Here is a 24,047-nt window from a genome sequence, read left to right as displayed (position 1 = left end):
GGGCCTGCGCGATTGCGCTGCCTGAGGCGGCGATCAGGAGGCCCGCAAAAATGAGGTTTGTCGTGCGCATGGGAAGGAAACGCGCGCGCGAGGCCCCCTGTTCCCGCAGGTGGCAATCACGATTTGCGGTAGCGAATCAGGGAGAAATGACCCATCGGCGGCATGGGGCGGCGCTCGGTGAGCGCGACGCCGCCGTGCCTTGTGGCCCAGCCCTCGAGCCGGGCCCAGGGGAATTCCGGGCGCCAGCCGAGGCGGCGGGCGATGGGCGCGAAGGCGAGCTCGAACAGTTTTCGCGGGCCGCTCTCGGCACCGATGTGATTGACCAGGATCAGCTCGCCGCCGGACTTGAGCACGCGCATGAACTCGTCGAGCGTGCCTTCGGGATCGGGCACGGCGGTGATGACATATTGCGCCACCACCGCGTCGAAGAAATCATCGGGGAAGGCGAGGTTCTTCGCATCCATCACCGAGAGCACTTCGACATTGGAGAGACGTAAGCTCCGGACACGCGCCTGCGCCTTGCGCAGCATCGGCTCGGAGATGTCAACGCCGCAGACCTTGGTGGTGCGCGCGTATTCGGAGAGCGAAAGACCGGTGCCGACGCCGACGTCGAGGACACGGCCGCCGATGCGGTCCGCCTCCGCGATGGTCGACTGCCGGCCGGCGTCGAACACCTTGCCGAACACGAGATCATAGACCGGCGCCCAGCGGCCATAGGCCTTCTCGACCCCGGCCCGCGAGATGTCTGCTGCCATGCCCCCTGCCCTTACTTCACCTCTCCCCAACAGGAGAGGTGAACCCAGCCCAATGAGTTGTGTTTGATGTCGTCATTCCCTCAGCCGCGCACGGCTTCCGCGAGCGGGCGCGATGTGCCCGCGCCGGCCTTGGCTGCAGCGCTTTGGATGAAGCCGCCGCCGAGCACGCGGGCCTGGCCGCCGGCTGCGTCGTAGAACACGCAGGCCTGTCCGGGCGAAACGCCCTCTTCGCCCGCGACGAGCTCGACCTCGTAACGGCCGTGGCTGCCGCGCAGCCAGGCTGCTTGCGGACTGCGGGTCGAGCGCACGCGCACGAACATTTCGAGGCCGCTTCCGATGGCGCGGTCGATGTCGCCGTCGCCGATCCAGTTGACGTCGCGCAAGCTGATGCGGTGCATCTTCAGCGCATCGCGCGGGCCGACCACGACGCGGCGGGTCGCGGCGTCCAGCCGCACCACGAACAGCGGCGCATGGGCTGCGATGCCGAGGCCGCGGCGCTGGCCGACGGTGAAATTGGCGATGCCGTTGTGCCGGCCGAGCACGCGGCCCTCGAGATCGACGATGTCGCCGGGGTCCATCGCATTGGGGCGCAGGCGCGTGATGATGTCGGTGTAGCGGCCGGTCGGCACGAAGCAGATGTCCTGGCTGTCGTGCTTGTCGGCGACCGCGAGGCCAAAGCGACGCGCGAGCTCGCGCGTCTCGGGCTTGGTCATGTCGCCGAGCGGAAAGCGCAGGAAGTCGAGCTGTTCCTGCGTGGTCGCGAAAAGGAAATAGCTCTGGTCGCGATCGGCGTCGGCGGCGCAGACCAGCGCGCGCGAGCCGTCGCCCCGGCGGCGCGAGGCGACGTAATGGCCGGTGGCGAGCGCCTGGGCGCCGAGCTCGCGGGCGGTCTTCAAGAGGTCGCGGAATTTGACGCTGCGGTTGCACTCGATGCAGGGCACCGGCGTCTCGCCGAGCGCGTAAGAGTCGGCGAAATTGTCGATGACGGACTCGCGGAAGCGGTCCTCGTAGTCGAGCACGTAATGGGGAATGCCGAGCTTGGCCGCGACGTCGCGGGCGTCGTGGATGTCCTGGCCGGCGCAGCAGGCGCCCTTGCGGTGGGTGGCCGCGCCATGGTCGTAGAGCTGCAGCGTGATGCCGACGACGTCGTAGCCCTCAGCCTTCAAGAGCGCAGCCGTCGTCGAGGAATCGACGCCGCCCGACATGGCAACGACGACCCTGGTGTCCTCGGGACGGCCTTCGAGATCCAGACTGTTGAGCATGGGCCCTAGAGCGTTGTGACGGCGGCGACGCGCGAATCCGCGATTTGCTTTCTCGGGGGACGGCGGCGATTCCCCGGAACCTTGGTTCCCGAAGAGCACGACTGCCCAAGTCGAAAGCGGCTGAGAGTAGCCTCTTTAATATAGGCGGCATTCCGGTGAAGCAATCACGCGAGCCCCCCGCTTAGGGCAATTCTTGCCGGGGCGGCAGAAATGGCGGGGTCGGAGCCGGCTGGCCGGCAATGCACCCACGTCGCCAAAGTATTGATTATGTTGCTGAAATCTTCGAGTCGGGACGCTGGCCCGCTCCTTGCTCCCTCTTGATGCGAAGTTGCTTGCAAGGGGTTGCCTGTGGTCGGTCGGATGTCAGATGTCGTGGCAAGCGTGCAAATCCAGAGCGCGCAGCAGAAGCCTGCCCCGTCGCAAGCCCCGAAGGACACGCCCGCGAGCGAGGCTTTCGGCTCGCTGGTCGACAGCAACACGCAAGGGATCGACAAAAACGCGCCGGCGCAGGACAGCCCGCCGCGCCGGAGCGAGCAGACCTCGTCCTCTCCGGCGGCCGAGCGGCCGTCGCGCGACACCTCGTCCACGGACCAGGCTTCGCAGAGCAAGGCAAGCGACGACACCGCCCCGTCTGCGCCGGCGGAGAATGACAGGGGCGAGGCGTCCAGCGATCCGGCCAAGGACGCCGGCAAGGTCAAGGACAAGTCCGAGATGGCGGAGGCCAAATCGGCCGACAAATCCGACGAGCCCGAGAGCGACGCGACTGATGGCACCGAGGTCCTCACCGCCGCCGTCGAGGCGGCTGCCGCTGCGCCGTCCGCGACGACGCAGACCGCCCTGCCCGACCCCGGCATCATCGTTGCCGCGCCCGTCGTCCCGGTCGACCCGAATGCAGCTGCGAACCAGGCTGGCGATGCCGCCGCGCCACTCGCGATCGCCGCGGCAGGTCTTGCCGCCAGCGCCTCCATCGCGGCCCAGATCGCCGGCACCAAGACCGATACTGCCACGGCGAGCGCCAAGGCCGCAGGCGCCGAGGTCGATGCCGAGACCACGACGACGCTCGGCGAGGCCGCCGCCGGCACGACCGAGACCGCCTCGACCGATGCAAAAGCTGGTGGCGGACTGATCGCCGCGGTCAGCCAGGGCACGCCCAAGACCGCGTTCAAGGATGCCGCCACGGCGCAGGCTAAGGGCGACGTCTCCAATATCGGCCAGGACACCGGCAAGGCGAACGTCGCTGCGCACGCACCGGCCGCCAACGCCGCCCATGCGCAAGGCTTGAAGCCGCAGGCCGATCACGTCGCGACCGATGCCAAGGCGGGCCCCGCCGACCGCGCCGCCGATCCGGCCCAGGGCACGTCGGCCGCGCCGGCGCATGCCGGCCCGCAAGCCACACTCGCTCCGACCGAAGCCAGCGCGCAGGCCGCCTCCGCCGTGCAGGCGCCGCTGACCAATACGACCTCGGCCGCGACAGCATCAACCGCGACGCTCACCGCGACCGCGGCGACCCACACTACGGCTGTGCCGATCAGCGGCATCCCGATCGAGATCGCAGCCGCCATTCGCTCCGGCAAGTCGCGGTTCGACATCAGCCTCGATCCGGCCGAGCTCGGCCGCATCGACGTGCGCATCAACGTCGACCGCGCCGGCAACGTCACCTCGCATCTCACCGTCGAGAAGCCGGAGACGCTGCAGATGCTGCGTCAGGACGCGCCGCAATTGCAGCGCGCGCTCGACGATGCCGGCTTCAAGACCGGCAGCAACGGTCTGTCCTTCAGCCTGCGCGACCAGAATTCATCCGGCCAGCACTCAGGCCAGAACAACGACAATGGTGGCAATGCCCGCCGCCTGATCATCAGCGAGGACGACAGCGTTTCCACGGCGCCCATCGGGCGCGGCTATGGCCGCATGCTCGGATCGAGCAGCGGCGTCGACATCAGAGTGTGAGGAGTATCAGGCAATGACCACCACGAATGCCGCCACTTCGCCCCCGGTCGTCTCCGGGACGACCGACCTGCCGAAATCCTCGTCGAGTTCGTCGATGAGCTCGACCACGGGGTCGACGCTCGCCGGCAATTTCCAGACCTTCCTGACCCTGCTGACGACGCAGCTGCAGAACCAGAACCCGCTCGATCCGCTCGACACCAACCAGTTCACCCAGCAGCTGGTGCAGTTCGCCGGCGTCGAGCAGCAGCTCAAGACCAACGAATCGCTGGCCCAGCTCGTCACCCTGCAGCAGACCACGCAGGCGACCCAGGCGCTGGGCTTCGTCGGCAAGACCGCGCTGGTCGACGGCTCTACCGCGACGATGAAGAACTCGTCGGCTGTCTGGCATCTCAACGTGCCGACCGACTCCACCGTCGAGATCTCGATCGCCAATTCCAGCGGCCAGACCGTGTTCAACGGCAAATATACCGCCGCCGCCGGCAACGACATTCCCTTCACCTGGAACGGCATGGGCAATGACGGGACGCAATGGCCCGACGGCAAGTACACGATCTCGGCCACGGGCAAGGACGTCGCGAACAACAATGTCGGCATCGCCGCCCAGGTGCAGGGCGTGGTGTCGTCGGTCGATCTGACCCAGTCGCCGCCGCTGCTCACCATCGACGGCGCCAGCTACACGCTGAGCCAGGTGAAGAGCATCATTGCGACGAGCTATTGAGGGCGGGCAAGCGAACCACATACGAGATGTCATCCCCGCGAAGGCGGGGATCCATAACCCCAGGAAGTCGTTTTCGCATTAGGTCGTAACCCCGAGTCGTCGTCAAACTGCTCCCTGGGGTTATGGGTCCCGGGCTCGCGCTACGCGCGCCCCGGGACGACGGTTGGGCCTCCGCGACACCACGGCAGGCCTCGTTTGTTAGTAAAGTATTTACCTTCTGCCCCGCTCGGCCGGCCGAGATTGCCTCTCCCGCCCGCCGAGTCGGCCGCGTTCCCGCAAGATTCAACGAGAATTGTATTGAACCCTTAGGCTTAGCGGATTTTTAAGCCGCGGGGGGTACGGTTACGGGCGTGAGTTCAGTGGTTGAGAGTTTGTGAGTACGCCATGACAGAACCCCATCGCCCGAGGGTAAAATACGTCATCGGGCCGGACGGCAGTCCGTTGACGATCGCGGATCTGCCTGCACCCGGCACCAAACGCTGGGTCATCCGCCGCAAGGCCGAAGTCGTCGCCGCTGTCCGTGGCGGACTTCTCTCCCTCGAGGAGGCCTGCAGCCGTTATACCCTGACGGTCGACGAATTCCTCTCCTGGCAGTTTTCCATCGACCAGCACGGTCTGGCGGGTCTTCGCACCACCCGCATCCAGCAATATCGCCAGTAGGCGATCCGGAATTCTGCGGTTATTGACGAAAATCGGCCTCGCTCTGCGAGGCCGATTTTTTTCATGATGCACTTTTGTCCGACCTCTTAACCTTCGTTAACCATATCGAAACCATCACCTAGGCAATAATTGCCCAGTCGACCGCTCGGTTGCGGGTCGGATTGGTCGGGGCGGTTGCTTGCAAGGTCTTGCGGACTTCTTAAAAAGTATCGGTGCCGCCCGGTTCGGGGCGATGATCGCGGTCACCGCCGCGCTCATCGGCTTCTTTGCCTTCGTCATCATGCGTGTCACCACGCCGCAGATGACGACGCTGTTCACGGACCTGTCCGTCGAAGACTCCTCCAGCATCATCAAGGACCTGGAACGCCAGGGCATCCAGTTCGAGATCCGCAATGAGGGCTCCATCATCATGGTGCCCAAGGACAAGGTCACGCGGCTGCGGATGAAGCTCGCCGAGGGCGGCCTGCCCAAGGGCGGCGGCGTCGGCTACGAGGTGTTCGACAAGTCGGACGCGCTCGGCACCACCTCCTTCGTCCAGAACATCAATCATCTGCGCGCGCTCGAGGGCGAGCTCGCCCGCACCATCCGGGCCATCGACCGCATCCAGGCCGCCCGCGTCCATCTGGTGCTGCCCGAGCGGCCGCTGTTCGCCCGCGAGGCGCCGGAGCCCTCGGCCTCGATCGTGGTGCGCGTCCGCGGCGCGCTGGAAGCCCAGCAGATCCGCGCCATCCGCCACCTCGTCGCCTCCGCCGTCAACGGCCTCAAACCGCAGCGGGTCTCGATCGTCGACGAGGCCGGCCAGCTGCTCGCCGACGGAGCCCAGACCGATCCGGAACAGGCGGTCGGCGAGGAACGCCGCATCGCCTTCGAGAAGCGGATGCGCAAGCAGGTCGAGGACATCGTCTCCTCCGTGGTGGGCTCGGGCCGCGCCCGCGTGCAGCTCTCCGCCGATTTCGACTTCAACAAGGTCACCCAGACCTCGGACAAGTTCGACCCCGAAGGCCGCGTGTTGCGCTCGAGCCAGACCCGCGAAGAGCAGAGCATGACCGCCGACAACAACGGCCAGGTCACCGTCAACAACGAGCTGCCCGGCAACCAGCAGAACAACGGCGTCGCGCCCAAGGACCAGAGCAAGAAGACCGAGGAGACCAACAATTACGAGATCTCCCGCACCACCAAGACCGAGGTGACCGAGGCCGGCCGGGTCAACCGCATCTCGGTCGCGGTGCTGGTCGACGGCATCTACAGCAAGAACGACAAGGGCGAGCTGGCCTACCAGGACCGCACCAAGGAGCAGCTCGACCGCATCGCCACGCTGGTGCGCTCGGCGATCGGCTTCGACCAGAAGCGCGGCGACCAGGTCGAGGTCGTCAATCTGCGCTTCGCCGACGCGCCCTCCACCGCCCCGATCGGCGAACCTGGCGGCCTCCTCGGCATGCTGCAGTTCACCAAGGACGACGTCATGTACTTCGTCGAGCTCGGCGTGATGATGCTGCTCGGCCTCGTCGTGCTGTTCCTGGTGATCCGCCCGCTGGTCAAGCGCATTCTCGCCTCCGACGAGGTCGCCGCCGCCATCTCCGGCGTGCTGACGGGCCCAGCCGCCTCGGAAGAGGCCGCGCCGGCCGGCCAGCCGCTGCTGCCGAGCGGCGGCACCAGCGCCATCGACGTCGCCACCATTCAGGGCCAGGTCCACGCCCAGTCCGTGCACCGCGTCGGCGAACTCGCCGAACGCAATCCCAACGAAACCGTCGCAATCATCCGCCAGTGGCTGACTGAGCCGACGAAATAACCAAAGCCAAGTGCATCAAGAAGTGATCTGACATGGCCGCTAATCTGCAAAACGCCAACTCGAACGACATCACCAGCGTGATCTCCACGCTGGGTCAGCGCGCCGGCAATCGCGCCGCCGACGGCAAGGGCCTCGAGCAGCTGCCCGGGCCGAAGCGTGCCGCGATCCTGATGCTGGCGCTCGGCGAGCAATACGGCGGCAAGATCTGGGGCCTGCTCGACGACGACGAGGTGCGCCAGCTCTCGCTGGAGATGTCGACGCTCGGCACCGTCGAAGTCGACACCGTCGAGGACATGCTGCTCGAATTCGTCTCGCGCATGTCGGCCTCGGGCGCGCTGATGGGCAATTTCGACGCCACCGAGCGGCTGCTCCAGCAATACCTGCCGCCGGAACGCGTCAACGGCATCATGGACGAGATCCGCGGTCCCGCCGGGCGCAACATGTGGGAGAAGCTCTCCAACGTGCAGGAAGAGGTGCTCGCCAACTACCTCAAGAACGAATATCCGCAGACCATCGCCGTGGTGCTGTCGAAGCTGAAGCCCGAGCACGCCGCCCGCGTGCTCGGCATCCTGCCCGAAGAGCTCGCGCTCGACGTCATCAACCGCATGCTGAAGATGGAGGCGGTGCAGAAGGAGGTGATCGAGAGCGTGGAGAAGACGCTGCGCGTCGAGTTCATGTCCAACCTGTCGCAGACCCGCCGCCGCGACGCCCACGAGGTGATGGCGGAAATCTTCAACAATTTCGACCGCCAGACCGAAACCCGCTTCATCACCTCTCTGGAAGAGGACAACCGCGAATCCGCCGAGCGCATCAAGGCGCTGATGTTCACCTTCGACGACCTGGTGAAGCTCGATTCCGGCTCCGCCCAGACCTTGATGCGCAACGTCGACAAGGACAAGCTCGGCGTCGCGCTCAAGAGCGCCAACGAGGACGTCCGCAACTTCTTCTTCGGCAACATGTCCTCGCGCGCGGCCAAGATGCTCCAGGACGACATGGCGGCGATGGGCCCGGTGCGCCTGCGCGACGTCGACGAGGCCCAGGCGCTGCTGGTCAATCTCGCCAAGGACCTCGCCGCCAAGGGTGAGATCATGCTGACCAAGAACCGCGCCGACGACGAGCTGGTGTACTGATGGCCGCTCCGGCAAAATTCCTGTTCGATACCGACTTCGCGGCGCCCGAGCGCGCGACGCGCGAGAAGGCCGCGACCGCGGCAGAGATCGCGCAGAAGGTCGCGGAAGCCGAGGCGCGCGCCTATCAGGACGGCTTTGCCGCCGGCCAACGCGAGGCCAAGGCCGAGAGCGACCGCCGCGTCGCGCTCGCGATGGAGGAGATCAACATCGCCATCCGCGGCGTCGCCGCCGGCATCGGCAACATCGAGACCAGGATGGAGACCGAGGCGGTCGAGGTCGCAATCGCGGTGGCTCGCAAGTTGTGTGCCGACCTCGTCGCCGCCGAGCCGCTCGGCGAGGTCATCGCGCTGGTCAAGGACTGCTTCTCGCATCTGGTCGCGACGCCGCATCTCGTCGTCCGCATCAACGATGCGCTCTACGACAGCGCGCGCGAGAAGATCGAGCGGCTCGCCAAGCAGAGCGGCTTCGAGGGCCGGCTGGTGATCCTGGCCGAGCCGGAAATTGCCACCGGTGACTGCCGGATCGAATGGGCCGATGGCGGCGTCGTGCTGGAGCGCGGCGCCATCGCGGCCAAGATCGACGAAATGGTCGGACGCTATATCGCGTCCCGCAGGGGGAGCTAAACCATGAGCGACACCGACGGACAGGTCCCGCTGCCCGATCTCAACGGCCCGATGCCGCCTGCCGGCACCGACGTCGGCTACAACGAGGACGAATATGCGGCGCGTGCCGCCGCCGACCTCGAGGCGGTATTCGACGTGCCGGTGCAGGTCTCGGCCGTGCTCGGCCGCTCCAAGATGGACGTCGGCGAGCTCCTGAAGCTCGGACCGGGCACCGTGCTCGAGCTCGACCGGCGCGTCGGCGAGGCCATCGACATCTACGTCAACAACAAGCTGGTCGCCCGCGGCGAGGTCGTCCTGGTCGAGGACAAGCTCGGCGTGACCATGACGGAAATCATCAAGGCCGAACGCGGCTGACACGCAAGGACATGACGCGCGACGGCGCGAGCAGACGGACAGGAGACTGACATGCGGCTTCTCATCGTTGGCACATTGAAGGGCCAGCTCACCACCGCCACCAAGATCGCGATGGAGAACGGCGCCACCGTGACCCATGCCGAGGATCACGAGCAGGCGATGCGCGTGCTGCGCGGGGGCAAGGGCGCAGACCTCCTGCTGGTCGACGTCGCGCTCGACATCCGCGACCTCGTGCTGCGGCTGGAAGCCGAGCACATCCACGCCCCGATCGTCGCCTGCGGCATCACCAACGACGCCCGCGCCGCGGTCGCCGCGATCCATGCCGGGGCCAAGGAATACATCCCGCTGCCGCCGGATCCGCAGCTGATCGCCGCGGTGCTGGCTGCTGTCGCCAACGATTCCCGCGAGCTGGTCTATCGTGACGATGCGATGGCAAAGGTGATCAAGCTCGCCCAGCAGATCGCCGGCTCGGACGCCTCGGTGATGATCACCGGCGAATCCGGCACGGGCAAGGAAGTGCTGGCGCGCTACGTCCACTCCCGCTCGGCCCGCGCCAAGCGCCCGTTCATCTCGATCAACTGCGCCGCCATCCCGGAGCACCTGCTGGAATCCGAGCTGTTCGGCCACGAGAAGGGCGCCTTCACCGGCGCGGTCGCCCGCCGCATCGGCAAGTTCGAGGAGGCGACCGGCGGCACGCTGCTGCTCGACGAAATCTCGGAGATGGACGTCCGCCTGCAATCGAAACTGCTGCGCGCCATCCAGGAGCGCGTGATCGACCGCGTCGGCGGCACCAAGCCGGTTCCGGTCGACATCCGCATCATCGCGACCTCGAACCGCAATCTCGCCGAAGCCGTGCGTGAGGGCACGTTCCGCGAGGACTTGCTGTTCCGCCTCAACGTCGTGAATTTGAAGATCCCGCCGCTGCGCGAGCGTCCCGCCGACATCCTGGAGCTCGCCCAGCACTTCGTGAAGAAATATGCCGACGCCAACGGCGTGCCGCTGCGTCCGCTCTCGGCCGAGGCGCGCCGCGTGCTCTCCGCCAACCGCTGGCAGGGCAACGTCCGCGAGCTCGAAAACACCATGCACCGCGCGGTGCTGATGGCCCAGGGCGACGAGATCGGGCCCGACGCCATCATCACGCCCGACGGCGACCGCCTCGACCTCGCCAAGACCGCCCCGGCCGTGGCGCATGCCACCATGGCCGCCGAGCAGGTGACGCGCGCGCTGGTGGGGCGCACCGTGGCCGACGTCGAACGCGATCTCATCCTGGAGACGCTGAAGCACTGCCTCGGCAACCGCACCCACGCCGCCAACATCCTCGGCATCTCGATCCGCACGCTGCGCAACAAGCTCAACGAATATGCCGACGGCGGCATCCCGATCCCGCCCGCAGGCACGCCCGGGGAATATCCGCGGATGCCGATGATGGGGGCGTAGACGCCCGCGACCATCGAGCGGACGCGAATGCCCGGGCCAAGTCCGGGCATTTTTCGTTTGGCGCAGGCCGCCACCCCGTCATTGCGAGCGCAGCGAAGCAATCCAGAATCCCTCGGCGGCGACAGACCGGATTGCCTCGCTGCGCTCGCAATGACGAACCTCAAGAGCATCCTTCGCATGACCAAACCGCGCCACGTGACTATGCCATCCGCGCGGCACGCCCTATAACCCCGCCCGAAAACCACGCGAGGGACCACATGTCTGAAGCTCAAATCACGGATTGGCTGGCGTCGCAGAAGCAGGCGATGATCGACCTGCTCCGCGACGTCGTGAACATCGATTCCGGCTCCTACGACAAGGAAGGCGTCGATGCCGTCGGTGCGCGGTTCGAGCGGCATTTTGCCGAGCACGGCATTCCGTTCCGGCGCGAAAGCCACGGCACGTTCGGCGACGCGATCCATGCCGAGGTGGCAAAGCCCGGCAGCAACGAGAAGCCGGTGCTGTTGATGGGGCATCGCGACACCGTGTTCGGCAAGGGCGAGGCCGGGCGGCGGCCGTTCACGATCCGGGATGGCCGCGCCTATGGACCCGGTGTCGCCGACATGAAGTCCGGCCTCGTCATGAACGTGTTCGTGGCCACCGCCTTCCACAAGTTCGGCGGCGCACCGCATCCGATCAAGGTGCTGATCACCTCCGACGAGGAGATCGGCTCACCCTCCTCGCGCCCGGTGATCGAGCGCGAGGGACGCGCAGCCCGCGCGGTGTTCAATTCCGAGCCGGGCCGGCCCACGGGAAACGTCGTCACCGGGCGCAAGGGCGGCATTTTCATGCACATGGCCATCACCGGCAAGGCCGCGCATTCCGGCGCCAACTTCGCCGCCGGCGTCAGCGCCATCGGCGAGCTCGCGCACAAGATCGTCCAGATCCACGCGCTCACCGACCTCGACAAGGGCATCACGCTCAATGTGGGCCTCGTCTCGGGCGGGCAGTCCGTCAACACGACGGCGCCTTACGCGGAAGGGCAGATCGACCTGCGCTATGTCGATCCGGCCGATCGCGCGTGGATCATGGGTGCGATCGAAAAGATCGTCGCGACCTCCTACGTGCCGGGCACCAGCGCGACGCTGTCGATCAAGGGCGAGTTCGTGCCGGTGGTGCAGAGCGCGGACTCGAAGGCGCTGTTCGAAGGCTATCAGGCGGCCGCAAGGCAGGTGGGCCTCACCACGCTGCAGGGCGAGTTCTCCGGCGGCTGCGCCGATTCCGGCTTCACGGCCGCCGTGGGCACACCGACCATCTGCGGCCTCGGCCCGGTCGGCGGCCTCGCCCACACGCCGGAGGAATATCTGGAGATCGACAGCATCGTGCCGCGCGCGCAGGCGCTGGCGCTGGCGATTCTGCGGGGGTGAACGGAGGTGCGTAGGGTGGGCAAAGCGAAGCGTGCCCACCGTTCCGGTTGCTGCCTTGGAGAGATGGTGGGCACGGCGCAAGGGCGCCTTTTGCCCACCCTACGAGACCGACCAAGTTCTACGAATAACTCGGCGCGTCCGGCTTGCGGAAGATGTGGATGGGATCGCCCGGCACGATCGGAGAGCCAGAGAACATCGCATAGGCGTAGAGCGCGAGATAGGCGATCGCGAGCGCACCGACGGCGTAGAAGATCAAGGTAGCCACGCGCTTCATCGTTCCGCTCCATGCGTCAGGCGGGACAGCCGAGGAGCGCTTCTAGAGCGATGAGGCGGAAAAGGCCAGCCTTGCGCGAGGCTGCCGTCGGCGATCAAATGCCGCGCCGGCCGCGCGCGGGAAGACTGACATCGGCGAGCCGGGCGGCGTCTTCGTCCTGGTCGACCGCCACGTACTGCCCGTGCCAATAGGCCAGTGCGGCGGTGCGGGTCGAGCTCCTGATGTCCCTGACACGGCCGATGACGATGCCGTGCGAGTGGCGCTCGACGATCTCCTCGACTTCGCAATCGAAGGCCGAGAGCGCGCCGACCAGCAGCGGAACACCCGAAACCGCCGTCACCCATTGGCTGCCGGCAAACCGATCCGCACCCTTCAGCCCGCCCTTGCCGGCAAAGCGTTCGGCGACCCCGAGCTGGTCGGCATTGAGGATATTCACGCCGAAAGCGCCAATGCGGCGGATCAGCGGAAACGACGAGGCGTCGCGGTTGATGCTGACCAGCAGCGTCGGCGGCTCGACCGACAGCGAGGTCACCGAAGTCACGGTCATGCCCGTGATGTCCTTGCCCCGCCCGGCGGTGATGACGCTGACGCCGCCGGTGAGATGGCGCATGGCGCCGCGGAAATCGGCGGACGAGACGGGGATTTCGGTCATGAGATCGCGGGGCACTACATTCATGGCGTTGCTCCCCACAAGCGGGGTTCCCTGTATCTAGGTACGATCGTCCGCCGACAACAGGTGGCTCAGGATGGAGCCTTCGAGGCCGGCCAGCTCGGCCGAGCCGCGCTGGCGCGGCCGGGCGGCGTTAACCGTGACGTCATGGGCGATGCGGCCCTCATCGATCAGCAGCACGCGATCTGCCAGCGCCACGGCTTCGGAGACGTCGTGGGTCACCAGGATCGCGGTAAAGCCCTGGTCGCGCCAGACTCGCTCCAGCAGGCGCTGCATCGAGATGCGGGTCAGCGCATCCAGCGCGCCGAGCGGCTCGTCGAATGCGAGCACGCGCGGGCGCGAGACCAGCGCACGGCCGAGCGCGACCCGCTGCTTCTGGCCCCCTGAGAGCACCGAGGGCCATTGGTCGCGCTTGTCGGCGAGGCCGACCTCGATCAACGCCTTCTCGGCGCGGGCATGCGCATCGCTGGACGCGCGATCGCGGCCGAGGCCAACCTCGACATTGGCGAGCACGCGGGCCCAGGGCAGCAGACGGGGCTCCTGGAACATCACGCGGATGTCCTCGGGCTGGATGTCCTGACCGAAGCTGATGCTGCCGGCATCGATCTTGTCGAGGCCCGCAATCAGACGCAGCAGGGTGCTCTTGCCGCATCCGCTCTTGCCGACGACCGCAACGAACTGGCCGGCGGGAATGTGCAGGTCGATGCCGCGCAGCACCTCGTTGTCACCGAAGGATTTTCGCAGGCCCCGGATGCTGAGCGGCAGGCCGCTGGCCTGAACCGGCCGCTCCTCCCGCACCACGCGGGCGTGAGGGGCGAAATTGGCGCGGCCGGCGAGCTCGGTCTCAGGAAGGGAGGTACGAAGCGCTGTCTGCATGTGATTCCCAGTATCCTTGCTCAACGTTTCTGGAAGGCGGGGTGCCAGGAGAGCGTGAGACGCTCCAGCACGCGGGAGGCGCTGTCGGCGACTTTGCCGAGCAGGGCATAGATCAGGATCGAGAGCACGACGACGTCGATCAGCATGAACTCACGCGCCTGCATCGCCATGTAGCCGAGGCCGGAAGAGGCCGCGATCGTCTCGGCGACGATCAGCGTCAGCCACATGATGCCGAGCGCAAAGCGGATGCCGACGAAGATCGAAGGCAGCGCGCCCGGGAAGATGACGCGGCGGAACAACTCGCCATCGGTCATGCCGTAGATGCGGCCCATCTCGATCAGCTGCGGATCGACGGTGCGGATGCCGTGCAGCGTGTTGAGATAGATCGGGAAGAACACCCCGAGCGCCACCAGGAACAGCTTTGCGCTCTCGTCGATGCCGAACCAGAGGATGACCAGCGGGATCAGCGCCAGATGCGGCACGTTGCGCACCATCTGCAGCGTGGTGTCGGTGAGCCTGGCCGAGAGCTGCGACAGGCCGTTGGCGAGGCCGAAGGCGAAGCCGATGCTGCCGCCGATCAAAAAGCCGATCGAGGCGCGCCAGAACGACACCCAGATGTTGCGGATGAGCTCGCCGGACATCAGCAGCTTCCAGCCGGCGAGCACGACGTCGCTCGGCGCCGGCAGTACCCGCGTCGGCACGAAGCCGGTGACGCTCGCGACTTGCCAGACCGCGATGATGGCGAGCGGCACGATCCACTGGATCAGGCCGTCGATGCGCGGCAGGCGGATGCTGCGCGGAAGCGAAATGCTGTCGATCATGCTCATGATTGCGACACCCGATGTTGCGGACGGAAATCGCTGCCGACCGTCTCGCCGAACGGACCGCCGTTGAAATGCAGCTTGGTCACGTTGGAAGGCTGTTCCAACGCTAGCAGCGGGAACACCAGCTCGGCGAAGCGATAGGCTTCCTCCAGATGCGGATAGCCCGACATGATGAAGGTATCGATGCCGAGATCCTGATACTCCTTGATACGTGCCGCCACCGTCTGGGCGTCGCCGACCAGCGCCGTGCCGGCGCCGCCGCGGACGAGGCCGACACCGGCCCACAGGTTCGGCGCGATCTCGAGCTTGTCACGCTTGCCGCCGTGGAGCTGCGCCATGCGCTGCTGGCCGACGGAATCCATACGGGCAAAGTTCTTCTGCGCCAGCGCGATGGTGTCGTCGCTGACATGCTTGATCAGCTTGTTCGCGGCGTGCCAGGCTTCTTCATTGGTCTCGCGGACGATGACGTGAAGACGGATGCCGAAGGAGAGTTTTCGGCCACGGGCCGCGGCAACGTCCCTCACCTTCGCGATCTTCTCGGCGACGAGCGCCGGCGGCTCGCCCCAGGTGAGATATTTGTCGACGGTGTCGACGGCGACGTCGATGCCGGCATCGGAGGAGCCGCCGAAATAGAGCGGCGGGCGCGGCGACTGGACGGGGGGAAACAGCAGCTTGCCGCCCTCGATGCGGATGTGCTTGCCCTCGACGTTCACCGTCTTGCCGGCGAGCAGGTCGCTGTAGACGTTGAGGAACTCGCGGGTGACCTCGTAGCGCTCGTCATGGCTGAGGAAGATGCCGTCGCCCTTGTTCTCGACGGGATCGCCGCCGGTGACGACGTTGACGAGGAGCCGGCCGTTCGAGATGCGATCGAGCGTCGCGGTCATGCGCGCGGCCACGCTCGGCGATTGCAGGCCGGGACGAACGGCGACGAGATAGCGCAGCCGCTCCGTGAACGGCGCGACTGAGGAGGCGACGATCCAGGAATCCTCGCAGGACCGTCCGGTCGGCAGCAGCACGCCAAAGTAGCCGAGCTGATCGGCCGCCTGCGCGATCTGGCGCAGATAGTTGAAGTTGACCTCGCGGCCGCCGATGCCGGTGCCGAGATAGCGGCCGTCGCCGTGGGTCGGCAGGAACCAGAGGATGTTGGCGTTGGATTGGCTCATCGATGTGCCCCTAGCCGTAAGTCGTGCCGACGGCGGCCGCGACGATGCCGATCGACAGCACGATGGCTGCGATCATGCGTTGAACGATGCGCTTCATGTTCAGACCTTTTTGAACGGGAAGAGTTGTCGGCACGGTCAGGCTGCCGGGTTGCGCCAGACGATGTCGCGAATGACGATCGGCTTCGGGATCAGGCCGAGCTTGTAGAAGCGGTCGGCGACGCCCTGCTGGGTCGCGGCGATCTCGTCGGTGACGGGGCCGACCACGAAGTTCGCGCGATTGGCGGCGACGGTCTGGATATCAAGCGGGACGCCGGTGATCGCGGCGAGCGATCTGGCGACCTCGTCGCGGTGCTGCTCGGCCCATTGGCCGGCCGCGGTCGTCACGTCGACGATCTGCTGCAGGATCGCCCCATTGTTCTTCGCGAATTCGCGGTTGGCGATGTAGAAGGAATTGGTCTTGGTGACCTCGCGCGCATTGATCAGGATGCGGCCGTTCTGCTTGGACTCGCCGATCGCAAAATAGGGATCCCAGACCGCCCAGGCTTCGATGCTCCCATTGGCGAAGGCGGGGCCGGCGTCCGGCGGCGTCAGGTAGACCGGCGCGATATCGGCATAGGTGAGGCCGGCCTTCTCCAGCGTCTGCACCACGACGTTGTGGGCGCTGGAGCCCTTGGTGAAGCCGATGCGCTTGCCCTTGAGATCGGCGATGTCGCGGATCGGCGACTCCCTGGGCACCAGGATGCCCTGGCCGTTGGTGATGGGCTGACCGGCGGCGTAGACGATCGCCGCGCCCGCGGCCTGGGCAAACACAGGCGGGGAATCGCCGACCGCGCCGAAATCGACGCTGCCGACGTTCATCGCCTCCATCATCGGCGGGCCCGAGGAGAACTCGATCCATTTCACCTCGATGCCTGAGGCTGCGAAATGTTTTTCCAGGGCAGCCTGCTGGCGCGCGATGACCAGCACGCCGGACTTCTGGTAGCCGATGCGAATTTCCTTCACCGCGCCTTGCGCGATCGCAGGCGATGCGAACGCAGCAGCGGCCGCAGTTCCAACCGAAAGTTTCAGAAAGTCCCGACGCTGCATTCCACACTCCCGGCCGCGTGCGGCTGTCATCATTCACGTTTGCGGAATGATGGTGCGCGTCATCGGAAGTGTCGAGATGTCCGGGAAAATAGCGATGCGAGCACTGCGCTGCATGCCGCGCGCGTGATTAATCTTTCAAGCGGCGAAGCGAATGAGGATGGAATTTTTCTGCACGCGAATGTGAGAGCTGCACGGATTGGGTCGGGCCCGGACCGGCGGAACGTAAAAAGTCGCAAAACAACCCCATGCACAGTAGCCGGGCGTGCGAAAACAATGACTTACGTATTATCCGAAGTGCGTTTGACTCGTCGGGCAAAACAGAGGCAGAATGGCATGATTGCGTAGTGGGTGCTGAGGCGCGGAGCTCCCTCCACCCTCTCGCCGTCATTCCCCGCGAAGGCGGGGAATCCAGTACGCCGCGGCCCGGCGATTCAACCACAACTGTCTCGGAGTACTGGATCGCCCGGTCAAGCCGGGCGATGACACCGAACGTGTGACGGGCGACGTGCCACAAGCACCACCGGCCTATTGCTCCCACCTCACCGGCAGATTCTGCAGCCCGCGAAAGGCCCAGCCGCCGATCCGCACCTCTTCGTCCCCGGCGAGCTCGATGCGCGAGGCGCGCGCGAACAAGGTCGGCAGCGCGACGTCGGCGATCATGGCGCGCGAGGCGAAGGCGCCGGCGCAGAAATGCGGGCCGGCGCCGAAGGCGACGCTCTTGGAGGTGTCGCGCCGCACGTCGAACTGATCGGCGCGATCGAAATGCTTTTCGTCGCGGTTGGCGGAGCCGAACATCAGGAACACGCGCTCGTCGAGCTCGAACGCCACATCGCGAATGGTCCAGGGTTTTGCGATGCGGCGCGGCGACATGCCGATCGGCGAGATCCAGCGGGCATATTCCTCGAAGGCCTGCAGCCACGACACCTCGCCGCGCAGGACCAGATCGAGCTGGCCGGGATGGGTCAGCAGCGCCCAGACCGTGCCGGCGATCGCCTTGCGCGGCTCGTTCTGGCCGCCGGAAATGGCGAGCTTGACGTTGGCGCGCACGCTCTCCATCGGCATGTCCGAGGCGAGCAGCACGCCCAAAATGCTCTGGTCGGGATGCTTGCGCATCACCGGCAGGATGTCGTCGATCGCGGCGTCGATGCCCACGGTTGCCGCATGACAGCGCGCCTCGACCTCAGGATCGCCGGCATAATTGGCGATCCCTTCGATCATGCCTTGCGACCACGCGTCCATGTCCTGAAAGCCGATATTGGTAAGGCCGGTGATCGACTTCAGGCATTCGCCGGAGAACGGCAGCGCGAAGTCGCGCATGAGATCGATCCGGCCCGGCTCGAGCGAGGCGATGATGCGATCTGCATGGGCCTGGAACTGGGCGGTCCAGTAGCTCTTCACCGTCTTCGGCGAGACCGTCGGAAACATGGCGCGGCGCTCGACGAGATGCGCCTCGCCGTCCTTGCGCATCATGTTGTGGCCCATCAGCCGGTTCATCAGGCCGGCGGGCTGGTGCGAGGAGAACACGTCGATCTGCTTCTCCGAGATCGAGATGTCGTCGCGGCTCGTCAGCAGCGTCGAGCCGAGCTGCGGCACGAAGGCGATCGGCGCCTCCTTCCGCATCTTGGCGAGCATCGGATAGGGGTCGGCCCAGAAGGCAGCCGGGTCGATCTCGATGCGCGGCGCGGTGCTCAAGCTTCGCTCCCTTGTCGTCTCCTCGATGCCGAGGCTAGCGCCTTTCAGTTGCCGCCGTCTGTCCCCGTGGATTGGGACATGCGGGCCAAAAGCTGCCTTTGTCTGCTTTCAACTCAGATGGCAGCTCCGGCCAGCAAGAAAGCGCCGCCAAGCGCGACCATCACAAGTCCAGGCCAGTTCGATTTGACGCCAAAGCCGCTACCGGGCCTTTCAGGCTCCAGCGTGTCACGCCCGGAGCGAAGCCACTTCCCACCGCTGAATCGACCCCGCCAAATGGGCTGAAACGCCATTTGGAATAGGCCACCGAAAACAAGGAGCACTCCAAGCCATATGAGAGTCATGCTTGCCTCCTCTACCCGCGGAACGGCCGGCCGGCGACCGGCGATCACCCGTACCAGGACAACCTCAGACCTCTCAAATAGTTGATATATGGACATGATTTCTGCTAGGCGTCCATCCGGGCCAGCTTGGGAAATAGTAGCAATTGGTTCCGCCGAAGCGGATTGGTATCAAGGGCCTTGGGCGGGCGAAGCACGAAGGCTGCTGCAGAAGCACGCCGCGCGTCTGAAAGATCGGTCGAATCTGATGGGTCCAGCGCAGCAATGACGGGCATCGATTTCGAGCAGATCGTGGACCGCATCCACGAGGCAGCGACCGTTCCGGAGCTCTGGCCGGACGTCCTGGAGAACATCGCTCATGCCGCGGGCGCGCATGGCATGGTCATGATCACCTCGGACTCCGATCAATGGTCCGGTGTCTGGAATGGTGTCGTGACGTCGCCGTCGATCCGCGAGGCTTTCTCGGCGTTCCTGCGTGGCGACCTCTCCAGCCGGACGGAGACGACCCCGCGACTCCTGGCGCTCGATCACCCCGGCTTCGTCGGCGAGCACGAGGCATTTTCGCTGGAGGAATGGGAGCGCGATCCCTATCGGGTGGAATGGAATAAGAAGTGGGGCTTCGAGCACGCTTGTGCGACGGCGGTCCGCAGCCCGTCCGGTGAGATCATCGTCTTCCACATGGAAAGACTGGCCGGCCGCCCTGCCTTTTCGCGGCAGGACCTCGATTTTCTCGACCGCTTTCGCCCCCATCTCGCGCGGGCGGCTTTGCTGTCGACACGCTGGCGCCTCACCCGGATGCGGGCGGCAACCGAGGCGCTGTCGCTGGTCGGCTTGCCGGCCCTCGCGATCACGCGCTCCGGGCGGGTTCTGGCCGCCAACGCCTTGATCGAAGCCATGACCGACCTTCTGCAATGGTTGCCGAAGGACCGGATTGCGATCAAGGACCGCGCCGCCGACACCCTGCTGCGCGCCGGCCTCGCCCAACTCGATGCGCCGGAAAAGGCCGTGTGCTCCTTCGCCGCGCGTCGCGCCGGCGATCTCGATCGGGTGGTGCTTCATCTGGTTTCGATGCCGGGCGAGGCCCGCGATCTCTTCGATGGGGCGGTTGGCCTCCTCATCGCGACGCCGGTCACCGCCTCCCAGGCCCCGAGCCTCGCCCTTATTCGCGGCCTGTTCGACCTCACCCCCAGCGAGGCGCGCGTTGCGCGCGGAATTGCGCAAGGACAGACGATCGGCGACATCGCCGCTCATCACGGCCTCAGCCGCGAAACCATCCGCACGCAGGTCAAGGCCGTCCTCGCCAAGACGGGAACGCGGAACCAGAAGAGCGCAGCCGCCCTCTTCGGTGCGATCCCCAAATTGCCGCTGAGAGATTGACGCTGGACTTGTCCGGTGGCCTGCCCCGGCAGGGGCAAGCTTCGCTTCACCCAAATGGGTGAAGACACGGGCCGGCGCTCCGGGTTCAACTCCGCCCAAATTGGACGTCTGGCGAGAAGCGGCGGCGATGGCGGGACCGGAATTTCCGATTTTCGAAGTGACCCTGGCGCAGCGCAGGCGCAGGACATGGAACTGGAGCGTCTGCACCGTTCAAGGGGCGGTGGTGATGCAGGGCCGGGAAGCCAGTCGACCCGCAGCAAAGTACCAGGCCGAGAGAGCGCTGTTCATGCTGCTGCTCACCGCGCCCTATCGTTCCCGACTTTCCGCATAGCAAGCCGCTCCTCGAGCGCTGCAGGGTTGCCAGTGTGCGGCAACTGCGGGCATTGATGGGGACAGCAAGCTAAGCGTCGGTCGGCGAGCGACCATGCGTCAGCCAATGGTCGATCTGCCAGGTCTCGTAACCGAGCAATTCGCCGAAGCGCCGTTCGCGATCATCGGACCACGCTCCGGGCTCGTTCAGCAGCGCAAGCATGGCGTCGATCCGCCACTCGTGACCGGGCAATGTGTAGAACAGCATCCGATATTCGAGCTGCGGCGCCCCAGGACATGGCTCGATGAGCTCGCGCTTCGTCAGGCGGCCTTCAGCGACATGCCGGTCGAACATGCGCCAATACCGAATACAAACGTCCGGCTCCTCGCCGACGATATCCATGAAATATGCGAGCGGCTTGGTGCCCCGGAGCATCAGGCCGAGCTCTCTGTTGGTGTGAACCAGATAGGGCACTTGACGACGCCGTTTGGAATGCATGTCTAGCATGTTGGCGACGCAACGTTAATTTCCGCTGAGAGACCCCGCGCGAACGTCCTGAGCGAAAGTCAACGACGGCTTCCGGCTCAATCCGGACAATTGCAACGAATTTCACGGTGTGCCCTCGTGACGGTGGACGTCATGATGGCCAAGACGTCCAGCAAAGAAACGGCTAACCACGTTGCAACGATCGCGTGCGCGAGAGCATGAAAGAGAAATCAACCCATGATAGTATCGGCCTCGCTAGCCGACCAAAGGGAACTGCCGTGACTGAAATGACCAAGCTTCGATCTCGACTTCTTTTGATTGCCTTGTGGGTCAGTCTCGTCGGAGCTCTCGTTGTCTTGTTTACGTTCGTCAACGCACGAGGCGGAAGCGATGGTTCATCCTGGGCGTTCAGCCTGATCGTGTCCTGGTTGCCATTCCTGGCGCTGATGGGCTTCTGGCTGTGGTACGCGCGTTTTAGCCGGCGTTCATCATCCAGAACGAGTTGGGTCGATCTCTACGAGCAGCAGGTCGCCGAAAACAGGCGAACCAATGCATTGCTGGAGAGGATCGCGACGGCTCTGGAAAAGCCGTCTCCGGGTTAGCTCAAACGCCGGTACAGTGCAGTGAGCAGCAGTATGCGCTCAGGATTTTCCGCGCGGATCTGGCTGGTTGCCCTCGCAGTCGCCGTCGTCAGCCGGCCAGCGACTGCCGACGATCGACAGGCTTGTCTGGAAGGATCGAAGGCGGCCTCTGCCGAGACCATCGCCGCCTGCACACGCGCGATCCAAAGCGGAGACTACAACGACCAGGACCTGGCCAATTTGTATCATGCGCGCGGCTATTCCTGGTCATGGACAAGCTTCTCCGATCGCGACGACCGCGCCTTGGCGGACTTCACCGCTGCGATCCGAGCCAACCCGAAGTCTGGCGGTTCACTGCTGAACCGGTCGCACATCTACAATCAACGGCGCGACTACGACCGGGCGATAGCCGACGTCAATCAGGCCTTCGAAGCCGGTCTATCGGACTATGGAAAGCGGGTCGGATACGGCGAGCGCGGCCATGCCTATCACGGGAAAGGGGACAACGATCGCGCCATCGCAGACTTCACCGCCAGCATCCAGCTGAATGCGAACGATGGTTTCGCCATCATGGCCCGAGGCAGCGCCTACTTTGCCAAAGGCGATTATGACCGTGCCATTGCCGACTACAACCGGGTGATCGCACTTGATCCCGAATATGCTCGCGAATACTCTGCCCGCAGCGGCCGCGCCATTGCGTACCTGCTCAAGGGTAACTTCCGCCGCGCCTTCGCGGACGTCGATCAGGGGCAGGCACTATCCTGGCTCGCCACCATCGTCTTTCTGGCAGCGCTGGTCTGGCTTTGTTGCCGAGGGGGCGCACGGGCGTTCGGATGGCGATCTGGACGAACGATCATCGAGATGTGCGAACAGCAGCTGGTCGACTTGCGGCACACAAACGCCGCCCTGGAGAAGATCGCGGCGGCTGTCGAGAAGCGATCGTCGGGTTAGCTCGGGTTCGTCGGACGTTCGGCCGCGCCGACGTTGCTAACTTCCGGAATGGCCGTCAGAGCCGCCGGACCAACCATCATTCTGGCCGGGTCCAAAGTTCGTATTGTTTCGATCCGGCGGGACCCTCATGCCCTGGTAAAAGGCGTAGCCAATGACTCCCAGCAAGGCGACCAGGCAGATAGGTGCAAGAAGCCAGTCTGGCATGTTCTCATCCTCGGATCGGCCCTACGTGCCGCAACCGCATCGGATGATAGGCCAAATGCTTCAACTACACATCCAACCAAATGCTAAAGTTGGATGGACACAGACATCGCGGACTTGGAGCCCCTAGTTCAGGCCGCGCGGACCCGTCAGCAGGCGCAGCACAATTCCGAATAATTCGCTCTGCGAGGAGATGCCGAGCCGCTCATAGGCGCGCTTGCGGTAGGTCAGGGTCGAATGCAGGCTGATGCCGAGTCCTTGCGAGATCGCCTCCGAGCTGAAGCCTGCGAGGATATGGCGGCAGACCTCCTGCTCGCGCGGGGTGAGCGCGGAGAGCGGCTTGCGCGTCGCGAACAGGGACGCAAGATCGGACGGCGGCTTCTCCTGGAAATGGCGCGCGACGCTGGCTGCGATCGCCGGTGCGATCGCCCCGAGCCGCTCGCGTTGCACGGCGCTGAAGCGGCCCTGCGCGGCGATCCGATAGAAGTTGACGTAGAAGCAGGTGTCACCGGTCCAGATCGCGGTCGCACATTTGTCGACGATGCCAGAATCCTGGAAGAAGATCTTGCGGTAGCGCGCACCATACATGCGCGGCGCAAAGCGAGGCAGCATGATCGGCGCGCCGCCCTCGCCTTCGAACAGCGCATCGCGGTTCGGATCCGTTTCGTGAAAATGGCCGGCATAGGCGGCGCCGAGATCGCCGCCGATTGGGATGTTGCCGGCATCGAGCAGGCAGCTTGCCGCGCCGGCCCGGCTCAACGCGAACACCATGCAATGGCCGACATCGGCCTGCCGGCGCAACGTGTCGATGAGCACATCGGGAAAATCGGAGCGGCCGATGGCGAGCACCGCGGGCGTGACATCGCCGGCCGACGGATCAAGGGTCCCGTTGGGTCGCACCGTATTCCTCCGCAAGACGCTCTTTTGCGAGAGGATAGCAGCAACGGAATCTTACCGGAAGCGCTCACGAGCACCGCCGCCCAGGGCCGCTCGGCTGTTGCAGACACCATTGGCGGTTCTCACGCTGCGCCTCCCCCTTCGAGACGGCATCGTCGCGATTTTCTCAGATGAGGCTGATCCGATGGCCCCACCGAGTCACTTCACCCTGTGCCTGAAAGCAATCTCGCGCAGATGACT

At 65.3% G+C, this 24,047-nt stretch carries 25 protein-coding genes; 13 read left to right on the top strand and 12 right to left on the bottom strand.

From position 1 onward, the window contains the following. Positions 1-116 precede the first annotated feature (116 nt). Both I6F17_RS35660 and mnmA read right to left on the bottom strand, forming a co-directional pair. Positions 117-755, bottom strand: coding sequence for a methyltransferase domain-containing protein (locus I6F17_RS35660; protein WP_225131784.1), 639 nt, complete (start codon positions 753-755; stop codon positions 117-119). Positions 756-835: 80 nt separating this feature from the next. Then, on the bottom strand, positions 836-2,017 hold the full coding sequence (gene mnmA / locus I6F17_RS35655) for a tRNA 2-thiouridine(34) synthase MnmA (protein ID WP_225131783.1): 1,182 nt from the start codon (positions 2,015-2,017) through the stop codon (positions 836-838). Between the two features lie 372 nt (positions 2,018-2,389). On the opposite strand from mnmA, the gene I6F17_RS35650 reads away from it, so the two are divergent. The 9 genes from I6F17_RS35650 to I6F17_RS35610 all read left to right on the top strand — a co-directional run bounded on the left by I6F17_RS35650 (position 2,390) and on the right by I6F17_RS35610 (position 12,081). Continuing rightward, positions 2,390-3,964 carry a flagellar hook-length control protein FliK gene (locus I6F17_RS35650; RefSeq protein WP_346657050.1) on the top strand — a complete coding sequence of 525 codons (1,575 nt, stop codon included), beginning with the start codon at positions 2,390-2,392 and terminating at the stop codon, positions 3,962-3,964. 13 nt (positions 3,965-3,977) lie between these two features. After that, positions 3,978-4,682: a flagellar hook capping FlgD N-terminal domain-containing protein gene (locus I6F17_RS35645; RefSeq protein ID WP_225131781.1), complete on the top strand. Its 705-nt coding sequence runs from the start codon at positions 3,978-3,980 to the stop codon at positions 4,680-4,682. Between the two features lie 384 nt (positions 4,683-5,066). After that, positions 5,067-5,342 (top strand): DUF1153 domain-containing protein, encoded by a 276-nt coding sequence (locus tag I6F17_RS35640; RefSeq protein WP_002714638.1) that lies wholly within the window; start codon positions 5,067-5,069, stop codon positions 5,340-5,342. Positions 5,343-5,520: 178 nt separating this feature from the next. Continuing rightward, positions 5,521-7,131, top strand: a complete 1,611-nt coding sequence (gene fliF / locus I6F17_RS35635; RefSeq protein WP_225131780.1) for a flagellar basal-body MS-ring/collar protein FliF — start codon at positions 5,521-5,523, stop codon at positions 7,129-7,131. Between the two features lie 32 nt (positions 7,132-7,163). After that, entirely contained in the window at positions 7,164-8,261 is a 1,098-nt protein-coding gene (gene fliG, locus I6F17_RS35630) for a flagellar motor switch protein FliG (RefSeq protein ID WP_036043749.1), read from the top strand. Beyond that, entirely contained in the window at positions 8,261-8,884 is a 624-nt protein-coding gene (locus I6F17_RS35625) for a FliH/SctL family protein (RefSeq protein WP_225131779.1), read from the top strand. Before fliG ends, I6F17_RS35625 begins: the two co-directional genes overlap by 1 nt. 3 nt (positions 8,885-8,887) lie before the next feature. After that, a complete protein-coding gene (fliN, locus tag I6F17_RS35620; protein ID WP_035704875.1) occupies positions 8,888-9,238 on the top strand; it encodes a flagellar motor switch protein FliN in 351 nt (116 codons plus the stop codon). A 51-nt stretch (positions 9,239-9,289) separates the two neighbouring features. Continuing rightward, a complete protein-coding gene (locus I6F17_RS35615) occupies positions 9,290-10,675 on the top strand; it encodes a sigma-54 dependent transcriptional regulator (RefSeq protein ID WP_225131778.1) in 1,386 nt (461 codons plus the stop codon). A 257-nt stretch (positions 10,676-10,932) separates the two neighbouring features. Beyond that, positions 10,933-12,081 (top strand): M20 family metallopeptidase, encoded by a 1,149-nt coding sequence (locus tag I6F17_RS35610; RefSeq protein WP_225131777.1) that lies wholly within the window; start codon positions 10,933-10,935, stop codon positions 12,079-12,081. Positions 12,082-12,199: 118 nt separating this feature from the next. Here I6F17_RS35610 and I6F17_RS35605 read toward each other — a convergent pair whose 3' ends face one another. The 8 genes from I6F17_RS35605 to I6F17_RS35575 all read right to left on the bottom strand — a co-directional run bounded on the left by I6F17_RS35605 (position 12,200) and on the right by I6F17_RS35575 (position 18,666). After that, positions 12,200-12,355 carry a hypothetical protein gene (locus I6F17_RS35605; protein WP_192893091.1) on the bottom strand — a complete coding sequence of 52 codons (156 nt, stop codon included), beginning with the start codon at positions 12,353-12,355 and terminating at the stop codon, positions 12,200-12,202. A gap of 94 nt (positions 12,356-12,449) precedes the next feature. Continuing rightward, positions 12,450-13,031, bottom strand: coding sequence for a flavin reductase family protein (locus I6F17_RS35600; protein WP_225131776.1), 582 nt, complete (start codon positions 13,029-13,031; stop codon positions 12,450-12,452). 33 nt (positions 13,032-13,064) lie between these two features. Next, positions 13,065-13,901 (bottom strand): ATP-binding cassette domain-containing protein, encoded by an 837-nt coding sequence (locus tag I6F17_RS35595; RefSeq protein ID WP_225131775.1) that lies wholly within the window; start codon positions 13,899-13,901, stop codon positions 13,065-13,067. A 20-nt stretch (positions 13,902-13,921) separates the two neighbouring features. After that, positions 13,922-14,728 (bottom strand): aliphatic sulfonate ABC transporter permease SsuC, encoded by an 807-nt coding sequence (gene ssuC / locus I6F17_RS35590; protein ID WP_225131774.1) that lies wholly within the window; start codon positions 14,726-14,728, stop codon positions 13,922-13,924. Beyond that, positions 14,725-15,888, bottom strand: coding sequence for an FMNH2-dependent alkanesulfonate monooxygenase (ssuD, locus tag I6F17_RS35585; RefSeq protein WP_225131773.1), 1,164 nt, complete (start codon positions 15,886-15,888; stop codon positions 14,725-14,727). Before ssuD ends, ssuC begins: the two co-directional genes overlap by 4 nt. A 10-nt stretch (positions 15,889-15,898) precedes the next feature. Next, positions 15,899-16,021 carry a hypothetical protein gene (locus I6F17_RS37850; protein ID WP_276573292.1) on the bottom strand — a complete coding sequence of 41 codons (123 nt, stop codon included), beginning with the start codon at positions 16,019-16,021 and terminating at the stop codon, positions 15,899-15,901. Positions 16,022-16,023: 2 nt separating this feature from the next. Beyond that, positions 16,024-16,974 (bottom strand): sulfonate ABC transporter substrate-binding protein, encoded by a 951-nt coding sequence (locus tag I6F17_RS35580; RefSeq protein ID WP_225131772.1) that lies wholly within the window; start codon positions 16,972-16,974, stop codon positions 16,024-16,026. A gap of 525 nt (positions 16,975-17,499) precedes the next feature. Further along, positions 17,500-18,666, bottom strand: coding sequence for a cytochrome P450 (locus I6F17_RS35575; protein ID WP_225131771.1), 1,167 nt, complete (start codon positions 18,664-18,666; stop codon positions 17,500-17,502). Between the two features lie 602 nt (positions 18,667-19,268). Between I6F17_RS35575 and I6F17_RS35570 the strand changes: the two genes are divergently transcribed. Together I6F17_RS35570 and I6F17_RS35565 are read left to right on the top strand one after the other, a co-directional pair. Further along, positions 19,269-20,381: a helix-turn-helix transcriptional regulator gene (locus I6F17_RS35570; RefSeq protein ID WP_225131770.1), complete on the top strand. Its 1,113-nt coding sequence runs from the start codon at positions 19,269-19,271 to the stop codon at positions 20,379-20,381. A 127-nt stretch (positions 20,382-20,508) separates the two neighbouring features. Next, complete coding sequence (locus I6F17_RS35565) at positions 20,509-20,712, top strand: hypothetical protein (RefSeq protein ID WP_225131769.1); 204 nt, start codon at positions 20,509-20,511, stop codon at positions 20,710-20,712. Between the two features lie 69 nt (positions 20,713-20,781). On the opposite strand, the gene I6F17_RS35560 is transcribed toward I6F17_RS35565, so the two are convergent. After that, positions 20,782-21,165: a hypothetical protein gene (locus I6F17_RS35560; RefSeq protein WP_225131768.1), complete on the bottom strand. Its 384-nt coding sequence runs from the start codon at positions 21,163-21,165 to the stop codon at positions 20,782-20,784. A gap of 290 nt (positions 21,166-21,455) precedes the next feature. On the opposite strand from I6F17_RS35560, the gene I6F17_RS35555 reads away from it, so the two are divergent. Both I6F17_RS35555 and I6F17_RS35550 read left to right on the top strand, forming a co-directional pair. After that, entirely contained in the window at positions 21,456-21,779 is a 324-nt protein-coding gene (locus tag I6F17_RS35555) for a hypothetical protein (protein ID WP_225131767.1), read from the top strand. A gap of 33 nt (positions 21,780-21,812) precedes the next feature. Further along, a complete protein-coding gene (locus tag I6F17_RS35550) occupies positions 21,813-22,709 on the top strand; it encodes a tetratricopeptide repeat protein (RefSeq protein ID WP_050991854.1) in 897 nt (298 codons plus the stop codon). Positions 22,710-23,036: 327 nt separating this feature from the next. Here I6F17_RS35550 and I6F17_RS35545 read toward each other — a convergent pair whose 3' ends face one another. Further along, positions 23,037-23,810, bottom strand: a complete 774-nt coding sequence (locus tag I6F17_RS35545; protein WP_225131766.1) for a helix-turn-helix transcriptional regulator — start codon at positions 23,808-23,810, stop codon at positions 23,037-23,039. Between the last annotated feature and the right edge of the window lie 237 nt (positions 23,811-24,047).

Origin of the sequence: Bradyrhizobium sp. NBAIM18 (assembly GCF_020193825.1) — a bacterium.
In the GTDB taxonomy this organism is placed as follows: domain Bacteria; phylum Pseudomonadota; class Alphaproteobacteria; order Rhizobiales; family Xanthobacteraceae; genus Bradyrhizobium; species Bradyrhizobium yuanmingense.
Note: the sequence above shows the minus strand (reverse complement) of the source record. Positions and strands in the feature narration are given on the sequence as shown.

Excerpts from the sequence above, each read along its gene's own strand:
- I6F17_RS35660 (WP_225131784.1), bottom strand. The coding sequence starts at position 755 with ATGGCAGCAGACATCTCGCGGGCCGGGGTCGAGAAGGCCTATGGCCGC.
- mnmA (WP_225131783.1), bottom strand. The coding sequence starts at position 2,017 with ATGCTCAACAGTCTGGATCTCGAAGGCCGTCCCGAGGACACCAGGGTC.
- I6F17_RS35645 (WP_225131781.1), top strand. The coding sequence starts at position 3,978 with ATGACCACCACGAATGCCGCCACTTCGCCCCCGGTCGTCTCCGGGACG.
- I6F17_RS35640 (WP_002714638.1), top strand. The coding sequence starts at position 5,067 with ATGACAGAACCCCATCGCCCGAGGGTAAAATACGTCATCGGGCCGGAC.
- fliG (WP_036043749.1), top strand. The coding sequence starts at position 7,164 with ATGGCCGCTAATCTGCAAAACGCCAACTCGAACGACATCACCAGCGTG.
- I6F17_RS35625 (WP_225131779.1), top strand. The coding sequence starts at position 8,261 with ATGGCCGCTCCGGCAAAATTCCTGTTCGATACCGACTTCGCGGCGCCC.
- fliN (WP_035704875.1), top strand. The coding sequence starts at position 8,888 with ATGAGCGACACCGACGGACAGGTCCCGCTGCCCGATCTCAACGGCCCG.
- I6F17_RS35615 (WP_225131778.1), top strand. The coding sequence starts at position 9,290 with ATGCGGCTTCTCATCGTTGGCACATTGAAGGGCCAGCTCACCACCGCC.
- I6F17_RS35610 (WP_225131777.1), top strand. The coding sequence starts at position 10,933 with ATGTCTGAAGCTCAAATCACGGATTGGCTGGCGTCGCAGAAGCAGGCG.
- I6F17_RS35605 (WP_192893091.1), bottom strand. The coding sequence starts at position 12,355 with ATGAAGCGCGTGGCTACCTTGATCTTCTACGCCGTCGGTGCGCTCGCG.
- I6F17_RS35600 (WP_225131776.1), bottom strand. The coding sequence starts at position 13,031 with ATGAATGTAGTGCCCCGCGATCTCATGACCGAAATCCCCGTCTCGTCC.
- I6F17_RS35595 (WP_225131775.1), bottom strand. The coding sequence starts at position 13,901 with ATGCAGACAGCGCTTCGTACCTCCCTTCCTGAGACCGAGCTCGCCGGC.
- ssuC (WP_225131774.1), bottom strand. The coding sequence starts at position 14,728 with ATGAGCATGATCGACAGCATTTCGCTTCCGCGCAGCATCCGCCTGCCG.
- ssuD (WP_225131773.1), bottom strand. The coding sequence starts at position 15,888 with ATGAGCCAATCCAACGCCAACATCCTCTGGTTCCTGCCGACCCACGGC.
- I6F17_RS35580 (WP_225131772.1), bottom strand. The coding sequence starts at position 16,974 with ATGCAGCGTCGGGACTTTCTGAAACTTTCGGTTGGAACTGCGGCCGCT.
- I6F17_RS35570 (WP_225131770.1), top strand. The coding sequence starts at position 19,269 with ATGACGGGCATCGATTTCGAGCAGATCGTGGACCGCATCCACGAGGCA.
- I6F17_RS35565 (WP_225131769.1), top strand. The coding sequence starts at position 20,509 with ATGGCGGGACCGGAATTTCCGATTTTCGAAGTGACCCTGGCGCAGCGC.
- I6F17_RS35550 (WP_050991854.1), top strand. The coding sequence starts at position 21,813 with ATGCGCTCAGGATTTTCCGCGCGGATCTGGCTGGTTGCCCTCGCAGTC.